The following is a 24,824-nucleotide window of genomic DNA, read 5'->3' on the forward strand; positions in this document are numbered from 1 at the left end:
GTAATTATATTTAATCAGTGTAAATACTGATGACATAACACGCTGTTTTTAACCTCAACTGACATTACTCATTTATATATTCATCTAACGATATATTAATTTATTTTTATATTACATTTTGAGTAAAAAATTACCACTATTAAACTGAGTTTTATATTCACCGTATAAATAGATTAAAACTATTGCATACCTCCTTATATTATTAGTATTATCAGCCGCATATTTAATTATCGTCTTTATTTTACGGATTATTCATGAATAAAATTTGTGTATTATTACTCTCCGCTGTGATGCTTTGCAGCGGCTGTGCGACTATCGTTGGTGAAAAGACTCAGCTTGTCCAAATTAATAGCCAGCCTTCTGGCGCAGAATTTTCAATCAAAGATGAAACCGGTCAGGAAATTACACGTGGTAACACTCCACAAAGTGTCATGCTGGCAAAATCAACCGGCCACTATTTTGGCGGCAAGACATATCAAATTACCTTCACAAAAGAAAATTTTCAATCTGTTACCCTGCCATTAATCGCTAAAGCGAATGGATGGTATATCGGCGGGAATTTCGTCTTTGGTGGTTTAATTGGCTGGCTGGTCGTTGACCCTTTCAATGGCGGTATGTACACACTGCACCCAAAAGCAGCCAATGTGACACTTCCTGCATCCAAGACACTATCAGACGCTAAATAAGTGTCAAAATATGGCGATTTAAGTCGCCATATTCACTCCGATTACTTATGGGGGTAATGAATCAGATTATGGATAACCACAACCTCATCACCTGAATTCGCGTAAGCATGGCTGCAATCAGCAGAAAAACGCATAGATTCACCGGATGAAATTTTATGCCATTCATCATTGATACGCAGATCTAACTCTCCATTAAGCACAATAACATGCTCTACGACACCGGACTCATGAGGAGTAGATTCACTTGAGGCTCCTGGCGCTAATTCTATTTTGAATAAATCGATGAAAAATTCATCATCAAAAGGAATGAGCGGTTTTACACTCATACCTGAATTGTTTTGTTCAAAGCTCGGTAATTTATTAAACCGATGCAGTGCAGTCTGTGGCGTAGTTCCTTCCAGAAAAGTCGAAAACGCAACATTAAAACCTGTTGCAATTTTCCACAATGTAGACACTGTCGGACTTGACTGGCCTCGTTCAATTTGCCCAAGCATTGCTTTACTGACGCCAGTCAGCTTAGCGGCCTGGCTGAGACTCACCCCTCTTGAAGCTCTTAATGACTTAAACGTCTCGGCAATTTTAGATGTGATATCACTCATTGGTGCCTTCTCAAAGATGAATACATGATTGAATGCTATAACGGACGATGATATTCTCACCACCGTATGCTATAACATCCGATAGGTGACACCATATGCCTAAGCAATCATTTTTTAGGGATCTCTCCCCATCAACTCTCGTTACAGGTTTTGTTGCAGTATTAGTTGGTTATGCTAGTTCAGTTGCGATCATTCTCCAAGCAGTGACGACCATTGGTGTTGAACCATCACAAATTGGTGCCTGGTTAGGCGTGCTTGGCGTTGGAATGGGGATCACAACAATTGGATTATCACTTTATTACCGCACCCCCATTCTAACAGCTTGGTCAACACCGGGAATTGCACTCTTGGCAACACATTTCCCGCACACTTCAGTCAATGAAGCCATTGGCATTTTTGTCTTTGCATCAGCATTAATGCTGATATGCGGTATCACCGGATTATTTGCCAAGCTAATGAACTACATTCCGCATTCCATCGCAGCCGCAATGCTTGCCGGAATATTACTCCGTTTCGGCTTGGATGCTTTTTCAGTACTGCAATCCAATTTTTGGCTGTGTGGCATCATGCTGCTTATTTACGTAATCTTCCGCCGTTATTTTCCATTATACGCAATAATCTCAACGCTTACGGCAGGGTTAATTATCTGTATTTTCAATGGAGATTTAAACTTAACAGGCAAAGACATCCTGTTTTCCATGCCTGAATTTGTCATGCCAAAATTTAACATCACGACACTGATTGGCGTAGGTATTCCATTCTTTATCGTCACAATGGCATCACAAAATGCACCGGGAATTGCGATCCTACAAGCTGCGGGATATCCACCCCGTGCATCTCAATTACTTATCTGGACATCATTGGCTACAATTATATTGGCTCCTTTCGGAGGATTCAGTATCTGTATTGCCGCAATTACGGCCGCTATCTGTATGGGAGATGACGTTCATCCAGATCCAAATAAGCGATATGTTGCCGCTATCAGCGCAGGATTTGTGTATTTACTGGCCGGGATTTTTGGTGGAGTCATTTTCTATCTATTTAGTGGTTTTCCGACTTCATTAATAAAAATTCTGGCTGGATTAGCCTTATTAAGTACTTTTACCAATAGCCTAAGTCAGGCAATAAAGGATGAAAGCGCAAGAGATGCAGCAATTATCTGTTTTTTAATAACAGCATCAGGCGCAAATTTACTGGGTATCAGTTCAGCATTCTGGGGGCTGGTTGGCGGAATTATTACACACCTTATATTTAAAAAAAGACTCGGAGGTAGAGTGACATTGCAATCTAAATGACTTAGTCCTCATATTGCTAAATATGCCAGATATTAATTTAGCTATTTACATTTAGGCGTGATCCAACCTAAATATTAACTTTTATTTTTAATAAATAGCTGGATCTTATTATGTGATTCCAGCTCTTATTCCTAAAATCATCTTTTTTGTGATCTATCTCATGAAATGCAAATGATCATGGTTCTATCAAAACTACCATTTTATTTTTTCATTATTATCAGTAGATTACAAATATAAACACCTTTTTCTTATGGATATCAATCGGTTCGATACACTAATCATATCTGCTATATAAAAATATTATTTTTCAACGGCAATTATTTTAATTTTTCACACTGCCATTGTCAGATGTCGTTTTTTATTCCACTTGATTTTATTTGGCCTTTACCCATCCGGTATTTATTATTGCCTTCCATTTTTTATCACAGTTCCGCCGATATATTTGGATAACAGCGTCCCTTCAATTTATCGAAAAACAAAGGATTACATCCTTAATTGACGAATTTATCAAAGACAATTTGAGTTAAATTTAACGCTTGTGCCCGAATGTTATGGCCTGCGTTGTTATCAGGCAGGATGACCTATTACATAACATTCCATCATCTCAGGGAGACAGAATAGATGTCAGTGAAAAAACACGCCACAACATTAAAGAAAGGAAAAGCGCTGTTGGGGCAAGGACAGCAAACTGCACAAATGGCAAAACAGGCCAAAGGTTTGTTGACAGGTGCAGGCGGGAGTTCTGGTGCCGGTGGCCTCATTAATGGTGGCGGCTTTGCCGGTGGCGCGGGGCAAAAAGCCGGAATGACAGCTCAGGCTGCCATGGGTAACTCCTCGGCAGGCAAACTGTTACAGCAAGCCGGTCAGGTATTGGGATTACTGGGTGGTGCTGACCCCAGCGGCTTGTTATTTACCCTGACCGCAGGCGGATTACCGGCACAGACTTTTGTGGTCACCGACTTCAGCCTGAACGAACATTTCTCACACCCCTTTGCACTGGAAGTGGGGTTGGCAAGCGCTATTCCCGCCATTAGTTTCCCGCTGGTGCTTGACCGCACAGCAACACTGACTATTCTGCAAAACGGCATCGAACAGCGCAGCATCACAGGCATCGTCACCCGCTTTGAACAGGGCAACACCGGCCTGCACCAGACCATCTACCGGATGAGTATCCGCCCTGACCTGTGGCGCACGACCTTACGGCAGAACTCACGCATCTTCCAGCAGCTCAACATTGCCAACATCATTACCACAATCCTCAAAGAACACAGCATCCGCGATGTGGTATTCAACCTGCGCCACCCGCACCCTGAGCGCGAATTCTGTGTGCAGTATCAGGAAAGCGACTTCGATTTTCTGCAACGGCTGACGGCGGAAGAAGGCATTTTCTACTTCTTTGAATGCAGTAACGGGCGCAACACGCTGGTGTTTGCCGATGACTGTGGCTCTGTACCACCGGGCATACGCCTGCCTTATCAGCCCGGTGAAGTCAGCACATTGGGCGAACCCGCGGTCAGCAGCCTGACCAGCAGCGCACAGGTCCGTCCGGCTCAGGTACAGTTGAAGGATTACACCTTCAAGAACCCGGCATGGCCAGCAGAATTTCAGCAGCAGATGCGGGATGAGAACCTGCAACAATTGTATTACGAGCACTACGACTATCCGGGTCGCTTCAAAGATGAGGCCCATGGCAAAGATTTTACCCGTTACCGACTGGAAGCTCTGCGCAGCGACGCGGAGACCGGGCAAGGCAGCGGTAATGCCATTGCCCTGCAACCGGGAAAATTGTTTATTCTCGATAACCATCCCCGGCTAGACCTGAACCAGTCATGGCAGACCGTCTCTGCCAGCCACAGTGGCAGTCAGCCACAGGCACTGGAAACCGTCAGCTCAGGCGCCGGTACCACACTGAACAGCCACTTCACCTTCATCCGCCAGAACCAGAACTGGCGTCCGGCTCCACGGCCCAAGCCGGTGATTGATGGTCCGCAAATCGCCAAAGTAGTCGGCCCGGCAGGGGAAGAAATCTTCTGTGACCAGTACGGTCGTGTGCGTCTGCAATTCCCGTGGGACCGGTACGGCAAGAGCGATGACCAAAGCTCCTGCTGGATACGGGTCAGCCAACCGTGGGCCGGTCAGGGCTGGGGCATGCTCGCTATTCCACGTATCGGACAGGAAGTGGTGGTGGATTTCCTGCACGGCGACCCCGACCAACCGATAGTGACCGGGCGCACCTACCATGCCAGCAATATCCCACCGGGGAGCTTACCGGGCAGTAAAACCCAGATGGCGTTCCGCTCTAAAACCCACAAGGGACAAGGCTATAACGAACTGTTGTTTGAGGATGCCAAGGGCAGTGAACGGCTGGATTTGCACGCACAGAAAGACATGAACACCAAAGTGCTCAATAACCGCGATACCCATGTACTGGCGAACCACAGCGAAACCGTGGAGAAAAACCAGACCATCAAGGTGAATGAGCACAAAAACGAAATGGTGAAAATGACCAGCACGGAAACCATCGGCATGGTCTATGCACTGACTGTCGGCACCAGCATGAATACCACCGTCGGGGCCAGCCAGACTGAACAGGTCGGCAGCCATAAATCCATTACGGTCGGTAATACCCTGTCCATCAATGCCGGTGATGTGATTGAGCTGAAATGCGGTGCCAGCGTCCTGCGGATGGACAGCTCAGGCAAAATCACCATTCAGGGCAGTGAATTCAAATTTGAGGCCAGTGGTCCGGTACAAATCACCGGTAAAGACATCGACCTGAACTAACAAGGACAGACTGAGATGGAATTTCGTAACCTCACCCCCTTTGCGGTGATGAACTATCAAATGTTCGATGTCGAAGATACCGAGCATCACGTGGCGGTCATGAAAATCGGCTACCAGCTGATGCCTGCCGGACAGGGGGAATACGTCGCCGAACTGCTGCCCGCTCCGCCTCTGTGTTTACAGGATGAATATCGCGGGCAGATGAATGCTTCGCAGGTGTTGCAGGAAAGCGACCTTGCACCCTTCAAGCCACGCTGTGATGTGATTGTTAATGGCACAGCCTATGCGCCGGATAACCGACCTTGCACTGAATTTCCCGTGCGGTTGCAGGTCAAAACCCAACAGGGTCACCCCTTACTCGACAAAACCCTGACCGTCACTGGCGAACGGGAGTTTATCCGTGATGCCAGCGGCCACTGGCAACTGACTGAGCCAAAAACCTTTACCACACTGCCACTGGATTATCGCTACGCCTTTGGAGGCGAATGCAAAATTCAGGCAGACGATAAAGCCAGCAAACACCTCAAAGAGCATGACAACCTGACACCGGAGCAGCGTGAGCAACACCCGGACGGAGAAAATGCGCCGGTTGCTCATGCCGTCTGTGAAACCAATCCACTGGGAACAGGGTTTATCACCCCGTGGTACGCCAGTGCTAAAAAGCTCATCCGCTACCCGGCCCCGCGCATCATCCGGTCAGATGTACCTTTTACTGTCGAGCATTTTACCGCGCAACTGGCTGGAGCGTTGCCACCCGATACGCCCGCCTGCCAACCACAAGGCATGGGATTTATCGGTCGCCCGTGGCTACCTCGCCGTCAACTTGCTGGCACTTACGATGCCGACTGGCTGGAGCATCGCCATCCCTATCTGCCAAAGGATTTTGACTTCGGTTACTGGAACGGCGCACCGGCTGACCAGCAGATTGACTGGCCGGACACGGATATCGCCATCACGCTAAGTGGCCTAACGCCCCACAGTGACCTGCATGTCAACCTGCCGGGACATCGTCCGTTCATTTTGTTGCGCATGCAAAACGGCATTCTATTACCTGTACCAATGCGCCTCGATACGCTCATTATCGACAGCGAGGCCAGAACACTGCATCTAACCTGCCGACTGAATTTCAAAGCCGCCCTGCCCGTACGGGTCGCCGAAGCCCGGTTTGAAATTAACCCGGATGCCCCCTTGCTGAAAATGGCGCCATTGGAAGAGGAGAAAAAAAATGGCTGATAATTACATCGCCCGCACTGCGGGCACCTGGATGATTATCGGCATGTTGCCGGACGTGTGCAAAACCCCGATAGGACCTGCCACACCGCCCATCCCTTATCCGGTGGTGGCGAAACTGGCGGACAGTTCGGCCCCGGAAAAAACCGTGCGGGCTAATGGCATGCCGGTCGTGGTGTTTGCCCGCAGTTTTGTACCCACCACACTCGGTGACCAACCGGGCGTGGCAAATGGTATCAAAAGTGGCACTGTGGGTGGTAAATGCCATCCATTGGAGCACACCCGTACGGTACGTGCTGGCAACAAGTTGGTACTGCGTCACGGGGATAAATTTTGGATGAATGGGGCATAAGGAAGGACACGATGGAAGAAAATAACGGAGTCAAAACAGCAGAACCAGCTAGCCCGACAGAGCACAATACCAATATTGTTCCCCCCAAACCGAATGCCCCGTTGCCACAAAAGGCTCGGGCGGACAGTCCAACCGGAGAAGGCAATACCGTAGGTAAAATTGTCGGACAAGCACCACAGGCAGCAAATCCACCTCATGAGGCCAACGCAGTGATGCTGCCAGAAACCCAAGAAGAAAAAGGGTTTTGGGCACAGGTAAGAGATTACTTTGATACAGGCATGGTAAATTCTATAGATGCAGATGCGGAAGTACGTGCTGCCATATTAGCCATGACTGGTCAGAAAAAAGCAGCAGAGAACTTACATGCTGTAGCAGAGTATACCCGCCAGAACATTGATCAAGTTCGTGCAACTGATTTTGCCATCGGCGCAGCAAAACGTGTCAATAATATGGCTGTCGATGCCGCGGAAACTGTGACTAAATTTCAAGGTGATGCCAGTGCATTGAATGCCCAAGCCCGTGCTGCCGAGCTGGAGGCTTTCGGGTTAAATAAGGCTGCCGAAGGCTTATCCAACACAGGTACAACCATTGCCAAAAACACGGAAGAGTTTAATCTGGACTCGGCACGAAAGAGTTTTGATAACCCAATGCAGGAAGGCGGAGGATGGGCAGTAGATACAGGTATGACTGTCTCTTTGGGAGGCGAACTACTCAATATACTAAAAGGCGTTGGCTCCTTTTTTAAATCCAGCAAAACGACCACCAAAAATGCGACTAAACAAGAGGTTAAAAACGCGTCGACAACTGAAACTCAGGCTGCGGAAAATTCTAAAGGTGCCAGTATTGAGGGAAAATCCGCAGAAGCGGTCGAAACCAATCCTCCCAAACCCCAAAATGCTAAAAAAGACCACGTCGATAACAAGTCCACTGACAAAGACGGTAGCTGTACCGGAACCTGCAAAACAGCAGGTGAACCTGTCGATATGGCTACCGGTGACTTTCTACAAGTCTGGCCGGTGATTGCTATCCCCGGATTATTGCCGATCACCCTGACCCGTACCTACCGCTCCACTGCTAAATATAGTGGCCTGTTTGGTCCAAAATGGGCTGACGACTGGTCACGTCAATTGAGCCTAGTCAATGGTAAGATCAATTTCACCGATGCCGACGGCGTGATCTACGATTTCAGTACACCAGAAAATCAGGTACTCGCCCGTAATCAGCATATTCCTCATTACATATTAACCGGGGAATTAACGGGTGAACTGCAACTGACCGATCGCCAGTCCCAGCTTACCTACCACTTCAATCATGCCATCGGATCTATCCGCAAATTATCTGCGATCACCGACCGACGCCAAAACACGATTAGGTTTATCTACGATAAACAATCGCAACTCATTGAAGTCACACGCACCGATGGTTTCCGGCTGATTCTGGGTTATCAGGATCAACAACTCCAGACACTGGATTATCTGGAACAGAAAAAACAGCAGCGATTGGTCACTTGTCACTATGGTCCACAAGGCTATCTAAGCGAATGCGAAGCCTTCCAGCATAACCACCTGTGGCATGAATATGATGCACAGGGACGGATGATCCGCTGGTACGATACCGATCAAACCGATGTTACCCTTACTTACGATGATCGTGGCCGAGTGCTCACAACCTCCACCACCAGTGGCTACTGGAACGACCGTTTCCGCTATGACGATAACGCCCGTATCACCACGTATATTGATGCGGAAGGCGGTGAAACCCAGCATCACTACGATAACAACTGTCTGGTGATCCGCGAAGTTGACCCGCTGGGGCGCGTCACCCGTCGCCAGTGGCATCACAGCCAAATTGTCTGGGAAGCTGATGCAGAGGGTGGAATAACCTCATTCGATTACAATCCTGACGGTGCATTGACCGAAGTAAAACTGCCGACCGGCGACACCTTTCATTATGATTATGACGAACACGGGCAACTGATTGAAAGTGTCCTGCCAACGGGCGATCGCTGGCAATTTCACTATGATGAACAAGGAAATCTAAGAGAGCTGACTAATCCGTTGGGGCACAAAGAAGAATACCAATACGGCCTCCACGGTGAATTACGCCAGCGCCTGCTGCCGGACGGGCGTCAGTGGCATTACGCCTACGACGAGCAGCAGCGGCTGGCGGCAGTAATGACACCGGACGGTCAGACAACCAATCTGCAACTGGACGAACTGGGCCGACTGCGTCAAATCACCGATGCCCTTAAACAACAGACTCACTATCGTTACAGCAACGACCATGCTAGTCTTAACGGTAGTCTGACCGATGTTGAACTGCCGGATGGTACTACTCAGAAACTGACCTATGACAGTGAACGGCGCGTGGTGGCAGTGACTGACGGCGAAGGCCGTACCACACGCTACACTTACGGCGCATTTGACCTGCTAACCCACGTCACACGCCCCGACGGGACTATCTTGCGCTTTGGTTATGACCGTCTGATCCGATTGAATTCTGTCACCGCCTCCACCGGTGAAACCTATCGCTATGAACGGGATGCCGCCGGCCAGATTATCCGGGAAACCGATTTTACCGGCCGTACCCTTGATTATCAGTACGATAAACTGGGCCGCCGTATTCAGTCACGCTACCCCGATGGTCAACAACTCCGTTGGCATTACTCTGCTGCCGGTTCACTGATTAAACAGGAAAGCTGGCAACCGGAAGATGGCAAGTTAGTGCTTACAGCCACCACGACTTATGAATACAACAAACGGTATCAGTTGGTGAAAGCCACTAATGCCGATGCTGTCGTCGAGTATGAGTATGACAAAACCACTGGCCTGCCAATTTGCGAACGCATCAACGGACGGGAAATCACCCGTAAGTGGGATAGCCTGACCGGGCGTCCGGTCAGCGAAAGTGTGGATGGCAATACCCTGCATTTCGGTTATAACCTATCGGGAAGTCTTAATCACTTTCAGCTTAACCAGCATGCACCACTGACCTTCCAGCATGATGCACTGGGGCGGGAAACCGTGCGCGAAAGTGCCAACGGTTTTATCCTTGCCAGTCGCTACACCGCAACCGGCCTGTTGGCGCATCAATCGGCAGGACAGGCGACGCAATTTTTCCGGGAAACTCTGGCACAAAACGACCCGCACTTCCCGCCACAAGCGACCGCGGTCAACCGGAGCTGGCAATATGACCGTGCCCATAATGTGCGGGTGATTGACGATAGCCGCTGGAAGCAAACCCGTTATCGTTACAATACCAATGACCAGATACTGCATACTCTGTTCGAGGGGGCGCGTCCGCATGAAGAGCAATTCAGCTATGATACCAACGGCAACCTGCTCCAGCATCTGCCGACCGATGCGCGGGGGGCTGTGGCACAAATCAACCAACGCCATAAAGCCGGGCGCGTTGTGCAGCACAGAGATAGCCGTTATCACTATGATGACAATGGTCGTTTGGTAGAAAAAACCGTGCAGCGTGATGGCTTCCGACCACAAGTCTGGCGCTATCGCTGGGATACCCAAAATCAGCTCACTCATTGCGAAACCCCAGATGGCTCGCGTTGGCAGTATAAATATGACCCTTTTGGCAGACGTCTCCAAAAACTAAAAATTCACGATGGAAAACTGGCAGCGGCTAATTTACAGTTGTGGCTGTCAGGCAAACCGGATGTAGAGCCAAGAGCCGATGCTATTATGGGGCAGGATTATCTGTGGAGCGGCAACCAACTTATCGAAGAAACGCTGATTTACTCCGATGGTACTCCAGTAGAAAATCAGCGCATCCGCTGGCTCTACGAACCCGGTTCCCTCACGCCATCAGCACGCTTTGAAAAAGGAAAGCTACATTATATTGTCAGTGACCATCAAGGTACACCGCGCGAAATGCTGAACGAGCAAGGTGTACTAATCTGGGCTCAGCGGCTGAAAACGTGGGGGCAGGCAGAGCACTCACAGGTTATCGCCTCCAATAATGCAGATTATCATGTTGATTGTAACTTCCGATTTTTAGGGCAATATGAAGATGAGGAAAATGGATTATACTACAATAGATTCCGGTATTACTCGCCGGAGACTGGGCAATATATTTCACCCGATCCCATCGGACTTCTGGGTGGGTTTAATCCCTATGGCTATGTGAATAACCCTGTGGGTTCGATTGACCCATTTGGATTAACTTCAGAAAAAGGAATAGCAACCGTTATGTGGCATGATAACCGAGGCCCCGGTAATAGTTATGGTCACTATTCAGTAAAAATTGAATTTGGTGGTCAAACAATACATACACACCAGTTTGGTGGGCTTGCTCCAGGTGGTCCAACACCAACAAAAATTAGTACACGAGGTATACAAACTCTTCCTGTTGATAAAATAGGAGTATTTGAATTACCAAATGGAAAAGCTGCATTAGACTTCCAAAAATCGGTTTTAGAAAAAGTAGGCCCTTTGTATGACACCAAAACAAGAAGCTGTGTAACTCATGTTATGGAAGTATTACAAGCAGGAGGGATTGATGTTCCCGGTGAACCGGGTGGTCAATTTAAATTTTTATTAAAAAATATGAAAAAATGCCCGGGGAAATAATATGTTTTTATATTGTGATAAACATGAAATGCCACATACTTTTCCTGTTTCTAAGCGGATTGCGGAGTTAATCAGCAACAGAAAAAACATTCAGACAAAAAATATAAAAAAAATATATATAGACTCGACGGATAATTCTGGTGAGATATGGGTTGATAATGATATGTTTGAAAAATACTTTCCTAACTCAACTGAAGATAAGATTATTCTAAAGGATAGACATAAACATATTTATAAAATGAATGATAGGTTATTAATCAGAGAGATTGAGAAGGAAATATTTTCGGTTTGTAGAAAGTGTCTTTTAGAACTTTTAAGTGATGAATGATATAATTAACATGTTAACAATATCATATTTATATAAAATCCGTAAAGCTCCCTGTAGTTTCCGACTTCATTATATTTATCGTAGATAATATTCATCAGTTTCAGATCAGCACATTATGCCAAATCTGATTCAGTTGCTAAAGATAAAATGCAAATCTTTGTTAAAGATCCTTGGAAAATAGATGGAGTAAAAGTATTACAAAATTAACCTTTTAAATAGCACATAAATTATATTTAACAATAAAGAATTAAGAGATCTTTCCTTTTCACTATGGAAAATTATGCGTGATAACGGTGGAGGAAATTGGACCATAAGGGTTAAAAATATCATTGCATTGTTTGTACCTCCAACTTATGGAGGTATAAACAATGAAAATTTTGCTATTGAAAATGAAAATTTTGCTATTGAAAATGCTCGCCATGCATATAGTTCTATGTTCAGAGGCTATAGTGGTTTTTCTGAATACTTTATCTGGCGAGATGATTTTAATGAACGATTTAAGGCCAATGAAGCATTAGATAAAATGAAAACGATATCAATAATATGTTTAATTAATCATCAAATAATGTGTATTTATGAACGACAAACAATTACAATTTCTGGCTTCTGAGCTGGCTAACAACCTCAAAACACCGGGAGATCTGAGCCAACTATTCCATGATTTGAACAGACCAGTATGGATACTCAATATAAACTTTCTGTTAAAATTCAACAAGTAGTAACAGATGGCGCTCTTAATAGGTTGTCATGAACTTAAAAATGAAAAATACGAAGAAAAAAGAAATGATTTATAATGGGTTCGAAGACAAATTTTATGAACTAAATCATACCATTAAGTGCCCATACTGTGATGAAAAAATAACTATCAGCGTTTCAAGTCTAAAGAACTTAAATAAATTAGATGAACATTTGCGAGCAGCAATAAAAGATAGAATTAAAGGTATCAAAGAGTTTCCGTTATCAACAATCATGACTCACAACTATGATGATTTATCAGTCATGTATGACATATATGACTGCAAGATGAAAAACGTAAAATTATTATCCATTCTTGCAGTTGGCGAACGGCAACCAGCAAGGTATCAGGTAATTTTATTAGGCATTTTTAAATATTCTGAAATGAATTGAAATTAACAATATAAAACTGGGAAGATTCCATGATATTCCAAGTTGTTCAAATCCATGTACCAGACCACGTAGCAAATTCTGCCTATGCACGTGAAAACCTGTATAATACAGGTAATGCTCGATATATTGAAGATCCTGTTCTGAATAAAGCCAAAATCAAACCAAAATGGAATAATTTTATATCTCTCTCATCATGTAAAAATTTGAAAATACTTTTATGGAAAGATTAATCATTAATGTCCAAATTAATTGGATTTCTGAAAATCAAGGTGGGAAAAATAATTTACCAATCAATACATTATATTATGTCAATACTGAGCCAATAAAAAGTAAGATTGGTGAAACAACATATTGGAGCTTAGTATTAGACATAAAAAGCAACTCTTATGATGAAGAAGGAAATGAGAGAATAGGTTTAGGAAAAGCTTATTTTCTAGCTGATGATGCTCCTGATTTTTTACTTACTCAAGGATTTACTTTAAATGTATATGAAGGCCCTAAATTTGTTGCCGTAGTTGAAGTTCTTTGAACTTGTTAATAAATAGTAACTGGCTAATTTTTATTTAAACTCAAACTGCACTGGTACTTTTTTTGATAATTGAATGAAGAGTAACACCTCTAATAGAAGTGGATCTAATAATATTTAGATTGACTCTGGTATGCTTGGGGAGTAAATCTAAAAAGATTAAGTGCAATACCAGTTAGCGCCAGTGAGAATATGGGTAACTATAATAGTTTAGATCTGAAAAGGTATGAAAAATGATATGTGTCAATGAAAGAAAAATCAAAATAATAATAAATGGTGAAATGGAAGAAGCTAAATTGCATTTGATTACTTCTCCTGATAGGCATTGTTGTTTAAGAATATTTCATAATAACAATCAGTTGGCAGAATCAAATGACACAGATTACTTTTCATGCTTTATAGATTTAAGAAACCAATTAAAAGATATCGTTTTTCTTTGCAAAGGAGCAAAAATAAATGTATTTCCATCGGCAATGCAAAGGGATATGGGTTTAGGTATAACAGCTTATGAAACTAAATTAGGTCAGTATGGCTTACTTGAAAATCAGGTTCATATATTTGATTTTGAGGATAAAGATGTTGATGTCACCCCAGAAGAACAAGCAAAATTTCATTATCAATGGTTTGAATCATTAGGAAAAAATAACTGATTTATTAACGTAGATTAAGCCGGAAAGACTTACTCGATCTTCCGGTTTTTTGCTATACATTGAGCATAGCACGCAGTGCCATAGAGGTGATATTCTATCGTGGAATCAATTTATTAATTCCACGACACTATAAGCAATAAAAAAGTCTTACACGGTGCAAGCGGGTATCAGATCAGATTCTGTCATCAACATAATTTTGCCGTAACCGAAAGCAATTTGAACAGACTTATCCAGCAAACCGGTTTCCGTTAACCAGTCGCCCGCCAGATAGAGCTCGCCACTATCACGCACCCAATCGATGCCCTGCTTCGAATCATTTTCCACGGCGTGGAACAAGGTTGCCGGATCATCGCCCGGCTCCGCCAATGTCAACATTAGCCCGTTGTGATATTGCTGGATATGAAACAGCGTATTAGGCGTAAATCCCATCTGCTGCATATCATCACCACGTAATACACATTCCGGTTTTTCAGCGTGTTCAGTAGAAAATTTAAGCTCCATAAGTTTCTTCTTTGTTGATTCATCAAATAAAATACGAGCGGCTTCGCAAAAGAAAATTTTTGCCATTTTAAGTGCAATGCACAGCTTACGCAGTCGCGTTCAATATTATGTTTTAATTGATAAAACATAGCATTATGCGCTTATTTCGGCAGCTTTTTATTTAATTTTCCAGGGAATTGCCGTAGCCAGTGTGCCACGGCGATATCATCCCATTCACCTTCATTCAGGCTTTTTAAGCAGTGCCACAGTTCATGAAAATTTTGGGCTGTGATGATCAAACAACGGGGCATTACTCTGATTTTTAACGGATCATTGATGGAAAACCCGGCTTCCAGCAGCCATTTTCCGCTTAAATTGATGGCAGGGATCGTACGGTTAATCCCGTTGGGGCGGTAAACCACTTTCTGATAACGTTCCGGTTGGGAAATTTTGTAAATGCAGATGCCTGCAGTAGAATGCATGTCAGCCATAATAACTAGGTCCTTAGTTGTTGTGGTTAGCGGTTTTATCGTGTTTCCAGCACGTTAAAACCGCGTTTAAATTTTCACCGCCACTCTATCCCCCGCCCAAATAACATGCCACTGACAAAAATGACCTTTGCAAAACGGCTCGCAAAATAACGACAGAGAATGTATTCCATGTTTATTGACTATCGGCTCGGAATAGTTGCCTAATGCCGGACATCAAAGAGTGGTAAAACCAACAGCCGTATTACCCGCCGCCATTTGGGAAAATGGCAAAGTGAACAAACTTTGCACTATTATTCATAATGTAGTAATGTACCTATATAGCTAATTTAAGCAGGAGCTACAGCCATGACTATTACCACTCTCTCCAGCCGGGAGCTAAATCAGGATGTGACCCGTGCGAAGAAAGCAACCAAAAACGGCCCGGTATTCATCACTGATCGCGGCAAGCCTGCGCATGTGCTGTTGAGCATTGAGGAGTACCGGCTGCTGACCAAACAGCATCGCAATATTGCCGATTCGCTGGCGATGCCGGGCGTTGCGGACATTGAGTTTGAACCCCAGCCCGTGACTATCGGCACTCGTCCGGCTGATTTCTCATGATGTATGTACTCGATACCAATGTCGTGTCCGAGCTACGCAAAATTCGGGCAGGAAAAGCTGATCCGAACGTGGCAGCATGGGCTGAAAAAGTTGATGCCGCCGATCTCTTTGTCTCCGCCATCACCATCATGGAATTAGAACTTGGCATTTTATTGATTGAACGTAAGGACGCCACACAGGGAACGATACTGCGGGCGTGGCTGGAGCAACATGTCTTACCGGAGTTCTCTGAACGAACCTTGCCTGTCGATACCGCCGTAGCACAACGCTGCGCACGGTTGCACGTACCAGACAGATGCAGCGAGCGTGATGCGCTGATTGCGGCGACAGCGCTCGTGCATGGTATGACGGTAGTCACGCGTAACGTAGCCGATTTTCAGTCCTCAGGGGTGACGATCCTCAACCCGTGGGAATCGAATCTATAATGATGGTAGGGAACTATTTGTTAGCGGATTATCGTGTGCGTTGCTGAAGATCTTTCAGCATGTCATTTAGTCTCTCAATGGCCTGCGCATTTTCCGCAGCCGATTGCTTGTGACGCGCATCGACTCTGGCCTGTTCAGCGAGTTGTTCCTGTAAGCGCCGCCCGGTTTCTGCATCCAGAAAATGATCCCGACTGGCTTCCACTATCCAGCCGGTATCTGTGGAGGCGTGACCACTGACCAGTGATGTCCACGCTGAAGCATGACCCGATTTGTCCACCAGCCGTGCCCGAAAGTAGAGTTTCTCCCCCGCTGCCAGCCCTTGTAACGTGTGGGTGCGTTGCGGATAGGCAATATCAGCGAACTGCAACGTGTCATCATCTTCTCCGCTTTTGTTGTAGCCAATTTCCGTTTTCAGCAGAATATCCGTCGGATTAGCAAAATCCCAGTCCAGCCGGATACCAAAAAGTAGCGGCGTGGTTTGGAGGGAGTGCGGTTCCGATGGCGGCCTTGTGTGTCTTTCCAGCAGGGTATCCCGTGTGGTCGTCCAAATACTGGAGATTGCCGCGGCATTCATCGCCCTGACTCGCGCCTGATAGCGTCCTTCATCCACGTTCGGTACCTCAAGACGCCGGGCGGTTGTCTGGGGTGCCGTTATCCAGTTGCCATTGTCTTTACGCCATTCGACGTCATAGGCCACGGCACTGTCGGCGGCATCCCATGTGATTTGCAACGTGGTGGTGATAATGCCCTGATTAATCGAATAATCACTGTCGATGCGGATATTTTTCGGGGTCGGCTGAACACGGGGTGGAAGAGTAGCCACGGGGCGTTCGTCAACAATACGGGTGTTCCTGTCGATAAGCGCATACTTGTCTGGGTTATGCTCAACTGCCGTAATCTCAAACGAGACACCGTCTTCCCCTGCTTTGATACCCATCACCCGGAAAGGGTGTTCCACGCTATAGCTGGATTCAATGGACCAGACGGCCCCCGCCTCCGGGAGATCTGAATAAGCATAGCCACCGCTACTCACGGAAACGTCCTGTCCGTTGATCGCGGTAATGAGATCCTTTCCTGTTTTACCGGAGGGCAGGTTGACGACCAACCAGTCCCCCACGTTTGCTGATGGCAGACGCGAACCGCAAAACATATACAGGCTACCGTTCGGTTTCAGTAGTCGACGAAAATGCCCTTTAAGTTCGGGTAACGACGCTTATGGGTTTCACTGATAGCGCAAATTTGTTCGACACTCAGATCGCTGGCATCCAGCACATGAATATCCCGGTCGATAAGCGAACCCAGTGCATTGCCAATACGCCCCCAGTCCTCATCATACAGTTCGCAGTTTCGGAGTTTAGACACCGGCATCGCCGCCGAACCTGCCACCATGCGCTCGGCAATTTGTTGCGCTGCCATTTCCATGGAAAACAACAACGCCCCGCCCCCGTCGCGGGTCATGCCGTCAATCATGCACAGGGCCAGTTCCGTTTTTCCCATGCCCGGACGTCCGCCCAGTAAAATCAGGTCAGTCGGGTTAAATCCGCCGGTCAGTTCGTCCAGCGGCTCAATGCCCGTCAGGATCATGCCGGTCTTGCCCTGATTGCGCGCTTCCAGTGTTTCAACGTACCTGTCCAGTAAGGTACCGATGACCACGGGCTGTAAGCTACTCTCCCTCTGGGATATCCCGTTAAACCGGGAGGCAAACGCCTCAATCAGTGCTTCCGCTTGCGTGTGATTGCCACAGGCCTGGATCTCTTGCTGGTAGCGGTTAATCAGCTCAGTGACCTGACGTACCCGCCAGTAACGCATGACTTTTTCCGCATAGCCTTTTAAATTGTCCCGCCAGACCGGCGTTTTGGCTAATTCCAGCAAGTTAGCCAGAATACCCCGTTCTTCGCCCATCGCATCCGCAATGAAAAAGGGATCGATAATCGCACTGCTCAGGGCCTGCTTTTTGATTTCGCCGTACACCCGGCGCAGATGAACAGAGCTGAACGCCTCATCCGGTAACACCGCTAATACGTCGTAGGCATCCGGTGTCGCCCCGCCGGATAACAAGCCACTGATAACGGCCATTTCCAAATCATAGACATTCATGCGATTTCCCTCCGGTAGCTTTCCCAGTCAAAGGCCAGTACCGTGCCGCCCTGAAGCACTCGGTCCAGCGTCCGATCACCCAAAAACTGCGCCAGCTCAGTCACGGGCAAGTTACTGATCAGAATGGTGGGCAGCAGATCTTCATAGCGATTATTCAGCACCTCAAACAGAATATGGCGTTCAGACTCCGTGCCGTACTGCACGCCGATTTCGTCAATCACCAGCAAATCCCGCTCGCTGTAAAATTTCAGGGTATCAAATTCACTCATCTCCCCTTCGCTGTTCCATGAGCGACGAAACGCCCGGATGATGCGTGACGCAGTGGTGATAAAAACCGCTTCATCCCCGCCTGCGACAATTTCACGGCAGAGGGCGACGGCAAGGTGAGTTTTGCCTGTGCCCTGACGCCCACACAGGATCATGCCTTCCCCTGCTCGCTTGCGTTCCGCCCACGTCTGGACGTAGCCCTGACAGGTTTTCAGATTGATTTTTGCCCTGCGATTCTGTGGCTGGTAGGTGGCAAAACTGGCCTGCGCAAAGCGGGGAACGATGTTCAATATTCCCGGTTCCGTTGTTTCCATCACGTCTGCTGCTCCTTAAAGATTTTTTGTCCAGCTCGCGCCGTGTGATTCATAACACTTGTGTTCAAATCCGCTATGGGTGTTGATTTGGGGCTGCCGACCGGATTTCTGCTTGTCAGGAAATAACCCTTGCCAGCTGTTGGCAATGGAGGTGCAAATTACCGCGTCAGGATTGGGACAGTCTGCCAGTTGCTTGGCCTGCTGGCGGCAACTGGTTTCGGTCAGGGGCTTCCTGATCTCCTGTCGGAACGTCACCCAATCCGCCCATATTTCGGCACTGACATTCTCGGGTTTGGCCGTCAGGGGATCGAATACGGTTTTTTTTGCCTGTTTTTCCTGCCCAGCCCCTTGGGGTTTTATAGGTTCTTTGACTGGTTCCTTGGCAGGTTCAAAAGAGTGACTGATTCTGGTGCCATCTGACGGCATAGGGGGTCTGCCATTGGGCGGCACAGGGGTGTCAGCAAATGGCATAGGGCTGCCAACCGGTGGCACAGGGGGTATGCTTTTGGGTGACACAGGGCCAGCGGATAAATTCAGGTAATAAACATTCGAGGCATTCCCTTTCCCGTTGTGATTACCCAGCCGGTTTTCCTTGGTCAGCAAACCCATCTTAATCAGGGCTCCAATGTGACTTCGCACGGCGCTTTTGCTGCATTCACAGTGATCTGCAATATGCTGATACGAGGGCCAGCACTCCCCTTTGTCGTTTGCATTATCGGCCAGTTTAATCAGCACCAGTTTCCTCAGGGGATTGCCCACCCGGATACTCATTGCCTTCACCATCAGACTCATACTCATGCCATTTCTCCCTGTTATCGATCCGCCACCAGCGGGAATTGGAAATTTATTGCAGGGTTTTCGCTTCAGGCGGCGGGAAAACGGTAGGCAGATCAGGACGCAATTCATGCGCCTGAACCGCCCCGTTTGAAAACACCACAATATCGGGGACTCGTGATACCGAAACCCGTTTTTTTCCGTACAACCATGCACTGACGAGCGATTGCGCACACCCCAGTACCTGAGCCAATTTGGCCTGACTGCCTGCGATATCTATCACTTTTTTTATTACACTGTTTTTCATTCTTCCCTTTCTCCAACACCACGGCAATAGCAGTATCACTAAAGGTCAACATAAATCACTATTGGAGTGTTTGTAAAGATATCACTCTAGAGATAGAATAAGAAAAAAATGTTCCAAGACAGCGGTTCTTGGGTTTATCCCCGGTATTCGACGTAAATGCGGGAACCACTCATGAGGCACTTATGACTCTTGCTGATAGATTAAAAGAAGCTATGGCAGATAAGGGGCTAACCCAATCTGCGCTGGCAAAAAAAGCCGGCATGGCGCAATCCATGATATGGAAATTACTTTCCGGGAACGCAACCAAAACAGGCCGGCTCGTTGATTTAGCCAAGGCGCTTGACGTTCGCCCAGAGTGGCTGAGTGATGGCAGTGGTCATAAATCACAGTCCGGTGATACTGATTTTTCTGTCAGGCATGACAACCGTTATGCACCGGTAAAAATTTATGAAGCAGAACAAGAAACCCCGGAGTGCTTCATGGTACCGGCCTTTTCTGAACAGCAAACCGCCTTTGAATCCTGTCGGGCTTATCGCATCACCCAAAATACCGGCTGCGCTGAAGCGCCGGAAGGAACGGTGATCGTGGTAGATACACAGGAAGAGATCGCCAATGATGATTTAGTCTATGCACGGATAGGAGAACACTATTCCGTTTATCGTTATAAACAAGGGGGAGCGGTCAGCTTTTTATCTGTGGATGACTCACGTATCCCCTTGATAACTCTTTCTCCCGACATGGAAATCGTCGGTGTAATTGTGTATTTATTTCGTCACATGAAGCGAAAACGATAACCTTCCTCTCCCGACTTTAAACACCACCAACCCCTGCCTCTATCTGCAATAAGATACTGTTTTTAATGCAGTATCTTCCTTTTCACTGAAATAATAATCCCCATCAAGATCTAAAATCATTCAAATAATATCAAATTAAAATTATTAGATATCAATAAGATAATTAAAAAATTTGTTTTATATCACTTTAGGTATGGATTCAATGAAATTTAAGTGATAATGTTAGTGGCATCAAAGTGATAGGAATAATCACTACCCTAATAAGCGAGAGGATTTATGCGTACCTTCATTTCTGCCATCATCAAAAAACCGGCAACACAACAAAAAAAGGCTATCAACATTAAAGGCATTGTTGCCAATATCGCACAAAAAAACAGCCTGCATGCAGAAACAACACATATCACCTTTTTGGCAGATCAATATCGTCAGGGCAAAACCCAGCATCACGGCAGGGATATAAAGAATAACGATGAATTTAAACATCATATTTTAGCGACGTATCGGGTCAGCCCAAAACATACCGAGCCTGTGCCTTACTATCATTTAGAACTGATTGTCGATTACGGTTATGCACTCTATCAGCGGCGAGGACGGTATATGAATTTAGTGGATATATTGCCTTTTACTCAATTTTCAGCCCCGGAAATAAAAACTACCCTCATTGATAATTAACACATTCATGAATGCAAGGAAAATAACAGCAATGGATTGCCTGAAATAAAAATAAACGACTTAATCATGAAATTAAGCGCTTAATTTGTGCAGGTTTATTGTATGAAAAATGTGTAAATTATTCGGAGAAAAATAAAATGAGGCTCGTTGCTAATCATAAGAATAAGAAAAAAGCCAGTCTTACCAGAAAGCAGGCGGCTGACTTTATCGGCATTAATGTCGATACATTATCCCATTGGTGCGCTATAGGTAAAATAGCCTACAACAAGAAAGATCCCGCCAGACCCCGATCCCCTTATTTATTTACATACGCGGCATGTATTGCAGCCCTTAACAATTCGATCCAAACTGTGCCTGTGAGCACGGTAGATGTGGCAGAAAAAGGAGATAAAAAATGTCAATCTTCCGTAGAGGAAATACATGGTACGGGAACTACACGACACCAAGCGGCAAAAGAATTAAGGAATCGCTTGGAACAACGGACAAGAGGCAAGCTCAGGAATTGCACGATCGAAGAAAGGCCGAATTATGGCGCATAGAACGGCTGGGTGATTTTCCTGATGTGACGTTTGATGAAGCCTGTTTACGTTGGATTGAGGAAAAGGCCGATAAAAAATCACTGGATGATGATAAAGGGCGTATGGCGTTCTGGCTGGAATACTTCAGCGGAGTGAGATTAAAAGATATTACCGAAGCCAGCATTTACACGGCGGTTAGCAAGATGAAAAACCGCAAGGCAAAGGAGCGCTGGGAAAGTCAGGTTCAGGCAGCCAAGAAAAAAGGACACGAGATCCCAGCCTATAAAGAAGTCTCAGTATCGGTAGCGACCAAGGCAAAGCACTTAGCTTTGATTAAGGCTCTATTAAGAGCCGCCGAAAGAGATTGGAAATGGTTAGAGAAAGCCCCTGTGATTAAAGTCCCAACCGTCAGAGAAAAACGAGTCAGATGGTTGGAGCCTCATGAAGCGCAGAGATTAGTTGATGAATGTCCCGAACCACTCCAGTCAGTCGTTAAGTTTGCGCTGGCTACAGGGTTGAGACGCTCAAATATTATTAATCTGGAGTGGTCACAAATTGATATGCAAAGACAGGTTGCATGGATACACCCAGATCAAAGCAAATCATCCAGGGCTATAGGGATAGCCCTAAATGAAACAGCTTGCAGGGTGTTACGGGATCAGATAGGAAGCCATAACAAATGGGTTTTCGTTCATACGAAATCATCAATCAGTCCAAACGGAATGGCACTGCCTAATGTGAGAAAGATGCGTGTTGATGATAATACAGCATGGAATGCAGCGTTAAGACGAGCAGGAATCGAAGATTTTCGTTTTCATGATTTGAGACACACTTGGGCTAGCTGGTTAGTGCAATCAGGTGTTCCATTATCAATTTTACAGGAAATGGGCGGCTGGGAGTCAATCGAAATGGTAAGGCGTTATGCACACTTAGCACCGAATCATCTGACCGAACATGCGCGACAAATTGACCTGCTTTTTGGCGGAGGTGTCCCAAATTCGTCCCAATCAGGAAAAATAGCGGTTAAAAAATAGAGGTAAGTCATTGATTTTAAATGGTACGCCCTACAGGATTCGAACCTGTGACCTACGGCTTAGAAGGCCGTTGCTCTATCCAGCTGAGCTAAGGGCGCATTGAGATGTGAAATAAGAAACATCATTAATGCAATGCGTTGATGCTGACGTGGATTATACGGGCATAATGGATTGAGTCAATGGCCTTTTCGTTCAGATGCTCATTTTATGATTATCATTAAAACTGACAGGCCGTCCATGTTCTGACAAAATAGCTCCCATTCCTATAATTGATGATGGAATCTTAAATACATGTCAGCAAAAATGATTGATGGGAAAACGATTGCGCAGACAATCAGAAGCGAAGTTGCAGAAAAAGTCAGGCAGCGTGTTGCTGCCGGGAAACGAGCCCCCGGGCTTGCCGTCGTTTTAGTAGGAGAAAATCCCGCTTCCCAAATTTATGTCGCGAGTAAACGCCGCGCCTGTGAGGAGGTTGGTTTTACTTCACGCTCTTATGACATGCCAGACACCACCAGCGAAGCCGAATTACTCTCTCTGATAGATAACTTGAACAATGATCCCGAAATCGACGGCATTTTAGTTCAACTTCCTCTCCCTGCCGGTATTGATAATGTAAAAGTGCTGGAACGCATTCATCCTGATAAGGATGTGGATGGTTTTCACCCCTACAATATCGGTCGTCTGTGCCAGCGTGCTCCAAGATTACGCCCTTGTACGCCACGAGGTATCGTGACTCTCCTTGAGCGCTGTAATATCAATACTTATGGATTAAATGCGGTTATTATTGGGGCCTCCAATATTGTCGGCCGTCCGATGAGTCTTGAGCTGCTGTTAGCTGGATGTACTACAACAGTCACTCATCGCTTTACTACGGATCTACGCCAGCATGTAGAACAGGCTGATTTATTGATCGTCGCGGTCGGTAAACCAAACTTTATCCCCGGTGAGTGGGTAAAACCCGGTGCAATAGTGATTGATGTGGGTATCAATCGTCTGGAAAATGGTAAAGTCATCGGAGATGTTGATTTTGATAAAGCATCTGAGCACGCAAGCTGGATTTCCCCTGTGCCAGGGGGAGTCGGCCCGATGACCGTCGCAACGCTGATTCAAAATACCTTGCAGGCTTGCGAGGAATATCATGATGTAAACAAAACTGAAGGACAGTGATGGAAATTTTTTATTTAGATGGCCACCCTTATGTAGAACTGTGTGATTTGCTGAAGCTTCAGGGATGGAGTGAAAGCGGTGCGGCAGCAAAGGCTGCTATCGCAGAGGGTTTGGTTGAAGTTGATTCTCAGGTGGAAACTCGCAAACGCTGCAAAATTGTTGCAGGAAAAGTTGTTACTTTCAACGGCGATTCTGTTCGCGTTAAAGAATAATTCAGCTCTTCGCTAATCCCCGTCAAAGGAACGGCACTTTATTATGCGTTACGCATTTAAGGTGCCGTTTTTTTATTGCATACCGCTCTATGTGATGGATATGTTCGACACAGATCTGTGACATCAGCGATGCTTATTAAACAATCACGCCTTAAATGTTTTGGTTTTTTTATTAGTTGCTATACTGAGAAGCTCACTTACAACTGAAAAGGAGTTGATTATGTTAAGTAATAGAGCTGCAAGAAGGTTGTTGGGCATGCCGTATAAGTTAAGCAATTCTAAACGTAGAGTGACTATTTCTCTTGTGAATCTCAACGCCGATACTGATAAACATCAAATACCGGAACATCTGAATCATTCTTCTTTTATTTCTAAAAAGCGAGATGCTTCTTCAGGAAAAATCAGTTATCACTCTGGAAATGCTTTTTATCCGAATCATCTGAATACAAATCAATAAAATATCAAGCTGATAGATATCATAGAATAAACCGCCTACAGCGAGGCGGTT

General features: G+C 45.9%; 27 protein-coding genes and 1 tRNA gene. 19 read left to right on the top strand and 9 right to left on the bottom strand.

Annotated features, from left to right (window positions below):
- Positions 1-254: 254 nt before the first annotated feature.
- A complete protein-coding gene (locus AACX68_RS14490; protein WP_228859608.1) occupies positions 255-686 on the top strand; it encodes a hypothetical protein in 432 nt (143 codons plus the stop codon).
- A 41-nt stretch (positions 687-727) separates the two neighbouring features.
- Here the strand turns inward: AACX68_RS14490 and AACX68_RS14495 are convergent, their stop codons facing one another.
- Positions 728-1,285, bottom strand: coding sequence for a helix-turn-helix domain-containing protein (locus AACX68_RS14495; protein WP_228859609.1), 558 nt, complete (start codon positions 1,283-1,285; stop codon positions 728-730).
- Positions 1,286-1,380: 95 nt separating this feature from the next.
- Here AACX68_RS14495 and AACX68_RS14500 point away from each other — a divergent pair, with 95 nt between their 5' ends.
- The 10 genes from AACX68_RS14500 to AACX68_RS14545 all read left to right on the top strand — a co-directional run bounded on the left by AACX68_RS14500 (position 1,381) and on the right by AACX68_RS14545 (position 14,164).
- Positions 1,381-2,580, top strand: a complete 1,200-nt coding sequence (locus tag AACX68_RS14500) for a benzoate/H(+) symporter BenE family transporter (RefSeq protein ID WP_228859610.1) — start codon at positions 1,381-1,383, stop codon at positions 2,578-2,580.
- A gap of 621 nt (positions 2,581-3,201) precedes the next feature.
- Entirely contained in the window at positions 3,202-5,364 is a 2,163-nt protein-coding gene (gene tssI / locus AACX68_RS14505) for a type VI secretion system Vgr family protein (RefSeq protein WP_228859611.1), read from the top strand.
- 15 nt (positions 5,365-5,379) lie between these two features.
- On the top strand, positions 5,380-6,597 hold the full coding sequence (locus AACX68_RS14510; RefSeq protein ID WP_339389349.1) for a DUF2169 family type VI secretion system accessory protein: 1,218 nt from the start codon (positions 5,380-5,382) through the stop codon (positions 6,595-6,597).
- Between the two features lie 43 nt (positions 6,598-6,640).
- Positions 6,641-6,946 (top strand): DUF4150 domain-containing protein, encoded by a 306-nt coding sequence (locus tag AACX68_RS14515; RefSeq protein WP_228859612.1) that lies wholly within the window; start codon positions 6,641-6,643, stop codon positions 6,944-6,946.
- Between the two features lie 11 nt (positions 6,947-6,957).
- Entirely contained in the window at positions 6,958-11,532 is a 4,575-nt protein-coding gene (locus AACX68_RS14520; protein WP_228859613.1) for an RHS repeat-associated core domain-containing protein, read from the top strand.
- A gap of 1 nt (position 11,533) precedes the next feature.
- On the top strand, positions 11,534-11,860 hold the full coding sequence (locus tag AACX68_RS14525) for a hypothetical protein (RefSeq protein WP_228859614.1): 327 nt from the start codon (positions 11,534-11,536) through the stop codon (positions 11,858-11,860).
- Positions 11,861-12,140: 280 nt separating this feature from the next.
- A complete protein-coding gene (locus tag AACX68_RS14530; protein WP_228859615.1) occupies positions 12,141-12,470 on the top strand; it encodes a hypothetical protein in 330 nt (109 codons plus the stop codon).
- 149 nt (positions 12,471-12,619) lie between these two features.
- Positions 12,620-12,988, top strand: a complete 369-nt coding sequence (locus AACX68_RS14535; RefSeq protein ID WP_228859616.1) for a type II toxin-antitoxin system RelE family toxin — start codon at positions 12,620-12,622, stop codon at positions 12,986-12,988.
- 217 nt (positions 12,989-13,205) lie between these two features.
- Positions 13,206-13,517, top strand: coding sequence for a hypothetical protein (locus AACX68_RS14540; protein WP_228859617.1), 312 nt, complete (start codon positions 13,206-13,208; stop codon positions 13,515-13,517).
- Between the two features lie 230 nt (positions 13,518-13,747).
- Positions 13,748-14,164 (top strand): hypothetical protein, encoded by a 417-nt coding sequence (locus AACX68_RS14545; protein ID WP_228859618.1) that lies wholly within the window; start codon positions 13,748-13,750, stop codon positions 14,162-14,164.
- A gap of 147 nt (positions 14,165-14,311) precedes the next feature.
- On the opposite strand, the gene AACX68_RS14550 is transcribed toward AACX68_RS14545, so the two are convergent.
- Entirely contained in the window at positions 14,312-14,665 is a 354-nt protein-coding gene (locus tag AACX68_RS14550; protein ID WP_228859619.1) for a hypothetical protein, read from the bottom strand.
- Between the two features lie 140 nt (positions 14,666-14,805).
- Complete coding sequence (locus AACX68_RS14555) at positions 14,806-15,135, bottom strand: SymE family type I addiction module toxin (protein ID WP_228859620.1); 330 nt, start codon at positions 15,133-15,135, stop codon at positions 14,806-14,808.
- A 345-nt stretch (positions 15,136-15,480) separates the two neighbouring features.
- Here AACX68_RS14555 and AACX68_RS14560 point away from each other — a divergent pair, with 345 nt between their 5' ends.
- Together AACX68_RS14560 and AACX68_RS14565 are read left to right on the top strand one after the other, a co-directional pair.
- Positions 15,481-15,735, top strand: a complete 255-nt coding sequence (locus AACX68_RS14560; protein ID WP_099111885.1) for a type II toxin-antitoxin system Phd/YefM family antitoxin — start codon at positions 15,481-15,483, stop codon at positions 15,733-15,735.
- Positions 15,735-16,160, top strand: coding sequence for a type II toxin-antitoxin system VapC family toxin (locus AACX68_RS14565; RefSeq protein ID WP_228859637.1), 426 nt, complete (start codon positions 15,735-15,737; stop codon positions 16,158-16,160). Before AACX68_RS14560 ends, AACX68_RS14565 begins: the two co-directional genes overlap by 1 nt.
- A 28-nt stretch (positions 16,161-16,188) precedes the next feature.
- Here the strand turns inward: AACX68_RS14565 and AACX68_RS14570 are convergent, their stop codons facing one another.
- From AACX68_RS14570 to AACX68_RS14590, 5 genes are read right to left on the bottom strand one after another with little or no spacing between them, the layout of a single operon-like run.
- Entirely contained in the window at positions 16,189-17,310 is a 1,122-nt protein-coding gene (locus AACX68_RS14570; RefSeq protein ID WP_228859621.1) for a hypothetical protein, read from the bottom strand.
- 20 nt (positions 17,311-17,330) lie between these two features.
- The gene (locus AACX68_RS14575) at positions 17,331-18,257 is read right to left on the bottom strand and encodes a replicative DNA helicase (protein WP_228859622.1); all 927 of its coding nucleotides are present in this window, start codon (positions 18,255-18,257) and stop codon (positions 17,331-17,333) included.
- Positions 18,254-18,838, bottom strand: a complete 585-nt coding sequence (locus AACX68_RS14580; protein WP_228859638.1) for an ATP-binding protein — start codon at positions 18,836-18,838, stop codon at positions 18,254-18,256. Before AACX68_RS14580 ends, AACX68_RS14575 begins: the two co-directional genes overlap by 4 nt.
- A 15-nt stretch (positions 18,839-18,853) precedes the next feature.
- Positions 18,854-19,636, bottom strand: a complete 783-nt coding sequence (locus AACX68_RS14585) for a helix-turn-helix domain-containing protein (RefSeq protein WP_228859623.1) — start codon at positions 19,634-19,636, stop codon at positions 18,854-18,856.
- Positions 19,637-19,682: 46 nt separating this feature from the next.
- The gene (locus AACX68_RS14590) at positions 19,683-19,919 is read right to left on the bottom strand and encodes a transcriptional regulator (RefSeq protein ID WP_228859624.1); all 237 of its coding nucleotides are present in this window, start codon (positions 19,917-19,919) and stop codon (positions 19,683-19,685) included.
- Between the two features lie 182 nt (positions 19,920-20,101).
- Between AACX68_RS14590 and AACX68_RS14595 the strand changes: the two genes are divergently transcribed.
- From AACX68_RS14595 to AACX68_RS14605, 3 genes are all read left to right on the top strand, one after another.
- Positions 20,102-20,713, top strand: a complete 612-nt coding sequence (locus tag AACX68_RS14595) for a helix-turn-helix domain-containing protein (protein ID WP_228859625.1) — start codon at positions 20,102-20,104, stop codon at positions 20,711-20,713.
- A 276-nt stretch (positions 20,714-20,989) separates the two neighbouring features.
- Complete coding sequence (locus tag AACX68_RS14600; protein WP_228859626.1) at positions 20,990-21,385, top strand: hypothetical protein; 396 nt, start codon at positions 20,990-20,992, stop codon at positions 21,383-21,385.
- 394 nt (positions 21,386-21,779) lie between these two features.
- Positions 21,780-22,937 carry a tyrosine-type recombinase/integrase gene (locus tag AACX68_RS14605; RefSeq protein ID WP_228859627.1) on the top strand — a complete coding sequence of 386 codons (1,158 nt, stop codon included), beginning with the start codon at positions 21,780-21,782 and terminating at the stop codon, positions 22,935-22,937.
- Between the two features lie 21 nt (positions 22,938-22,958).
- Here the strand turns inward: AACX68_RS14605 and AACX68_RS14610 are convergent.
- A tRNA-Arg gene (locus AACX68_RS14610) sits at positions 22,959-23,035 on the bottom strand.
- A 193-nt stretch (positions 23,036-23,228) separates the two neighbouring features.
- Between AACX68_RS14610 and folD the strand changes: the two genes are divergently transcribed.
- From folD to sra, 3 genes are all read left to right on the top strand, one after another.
- Complete coding sequence (folD, locus tag AACX68_RS14615) at positions 23,229-24,104, top strand: bifunctional methylenetetrahydrofolate dehydrogenase/methenyltetrahydrofolate cyclohydrolase FolD (RefSeq protein ID WP_228859628.1); 876 nt, start codon at positions 23,229-23,231, stop codon at positions 24,102-24,104.
- Positions 24,104-24,316 carry a ribosome-associated protein YbcJ gene (gene ybcJ / locus AACX68_RS14620; protein WP_099122255.1) on the top strand — a complete coding sequence of 71 codons (213 nt, stop codon included), beginning with the start codon at positions 24,104-24,106 and terminating at the stop codon, positions 24,314-24,316. The genes folD and ybcJ overlap by 1 nt, the downstream gene beginning before the upstream one ends.
- 220 nt (positions 24,317-24,536) lie before the next feature.
- Complete coding sequence (sra, locus tag AACX68_RS14625; protein WP_228859629.1) at positions 24,537-24,773, top strand: stationary-phase-induced ribosome-associated protein; 237 nt, start codon at positions 24,537-24,539, stop codon at positions 24,771-24,773.
- The last annotated feature ends 51 nt before the right edge of the window (positions 24,774-24,824 follow it).

Source organism: Xenorhabdus sp. PB61.4 (assembly GCF_963894935.1).
Taxonomy (GTDB): Bacteria; Pseudomonadota; Gammaproteobacteria; order Enterobacterales; family Enterobacteriaceae; genus Xenorhabdus; species Xenorhabdus stockiae.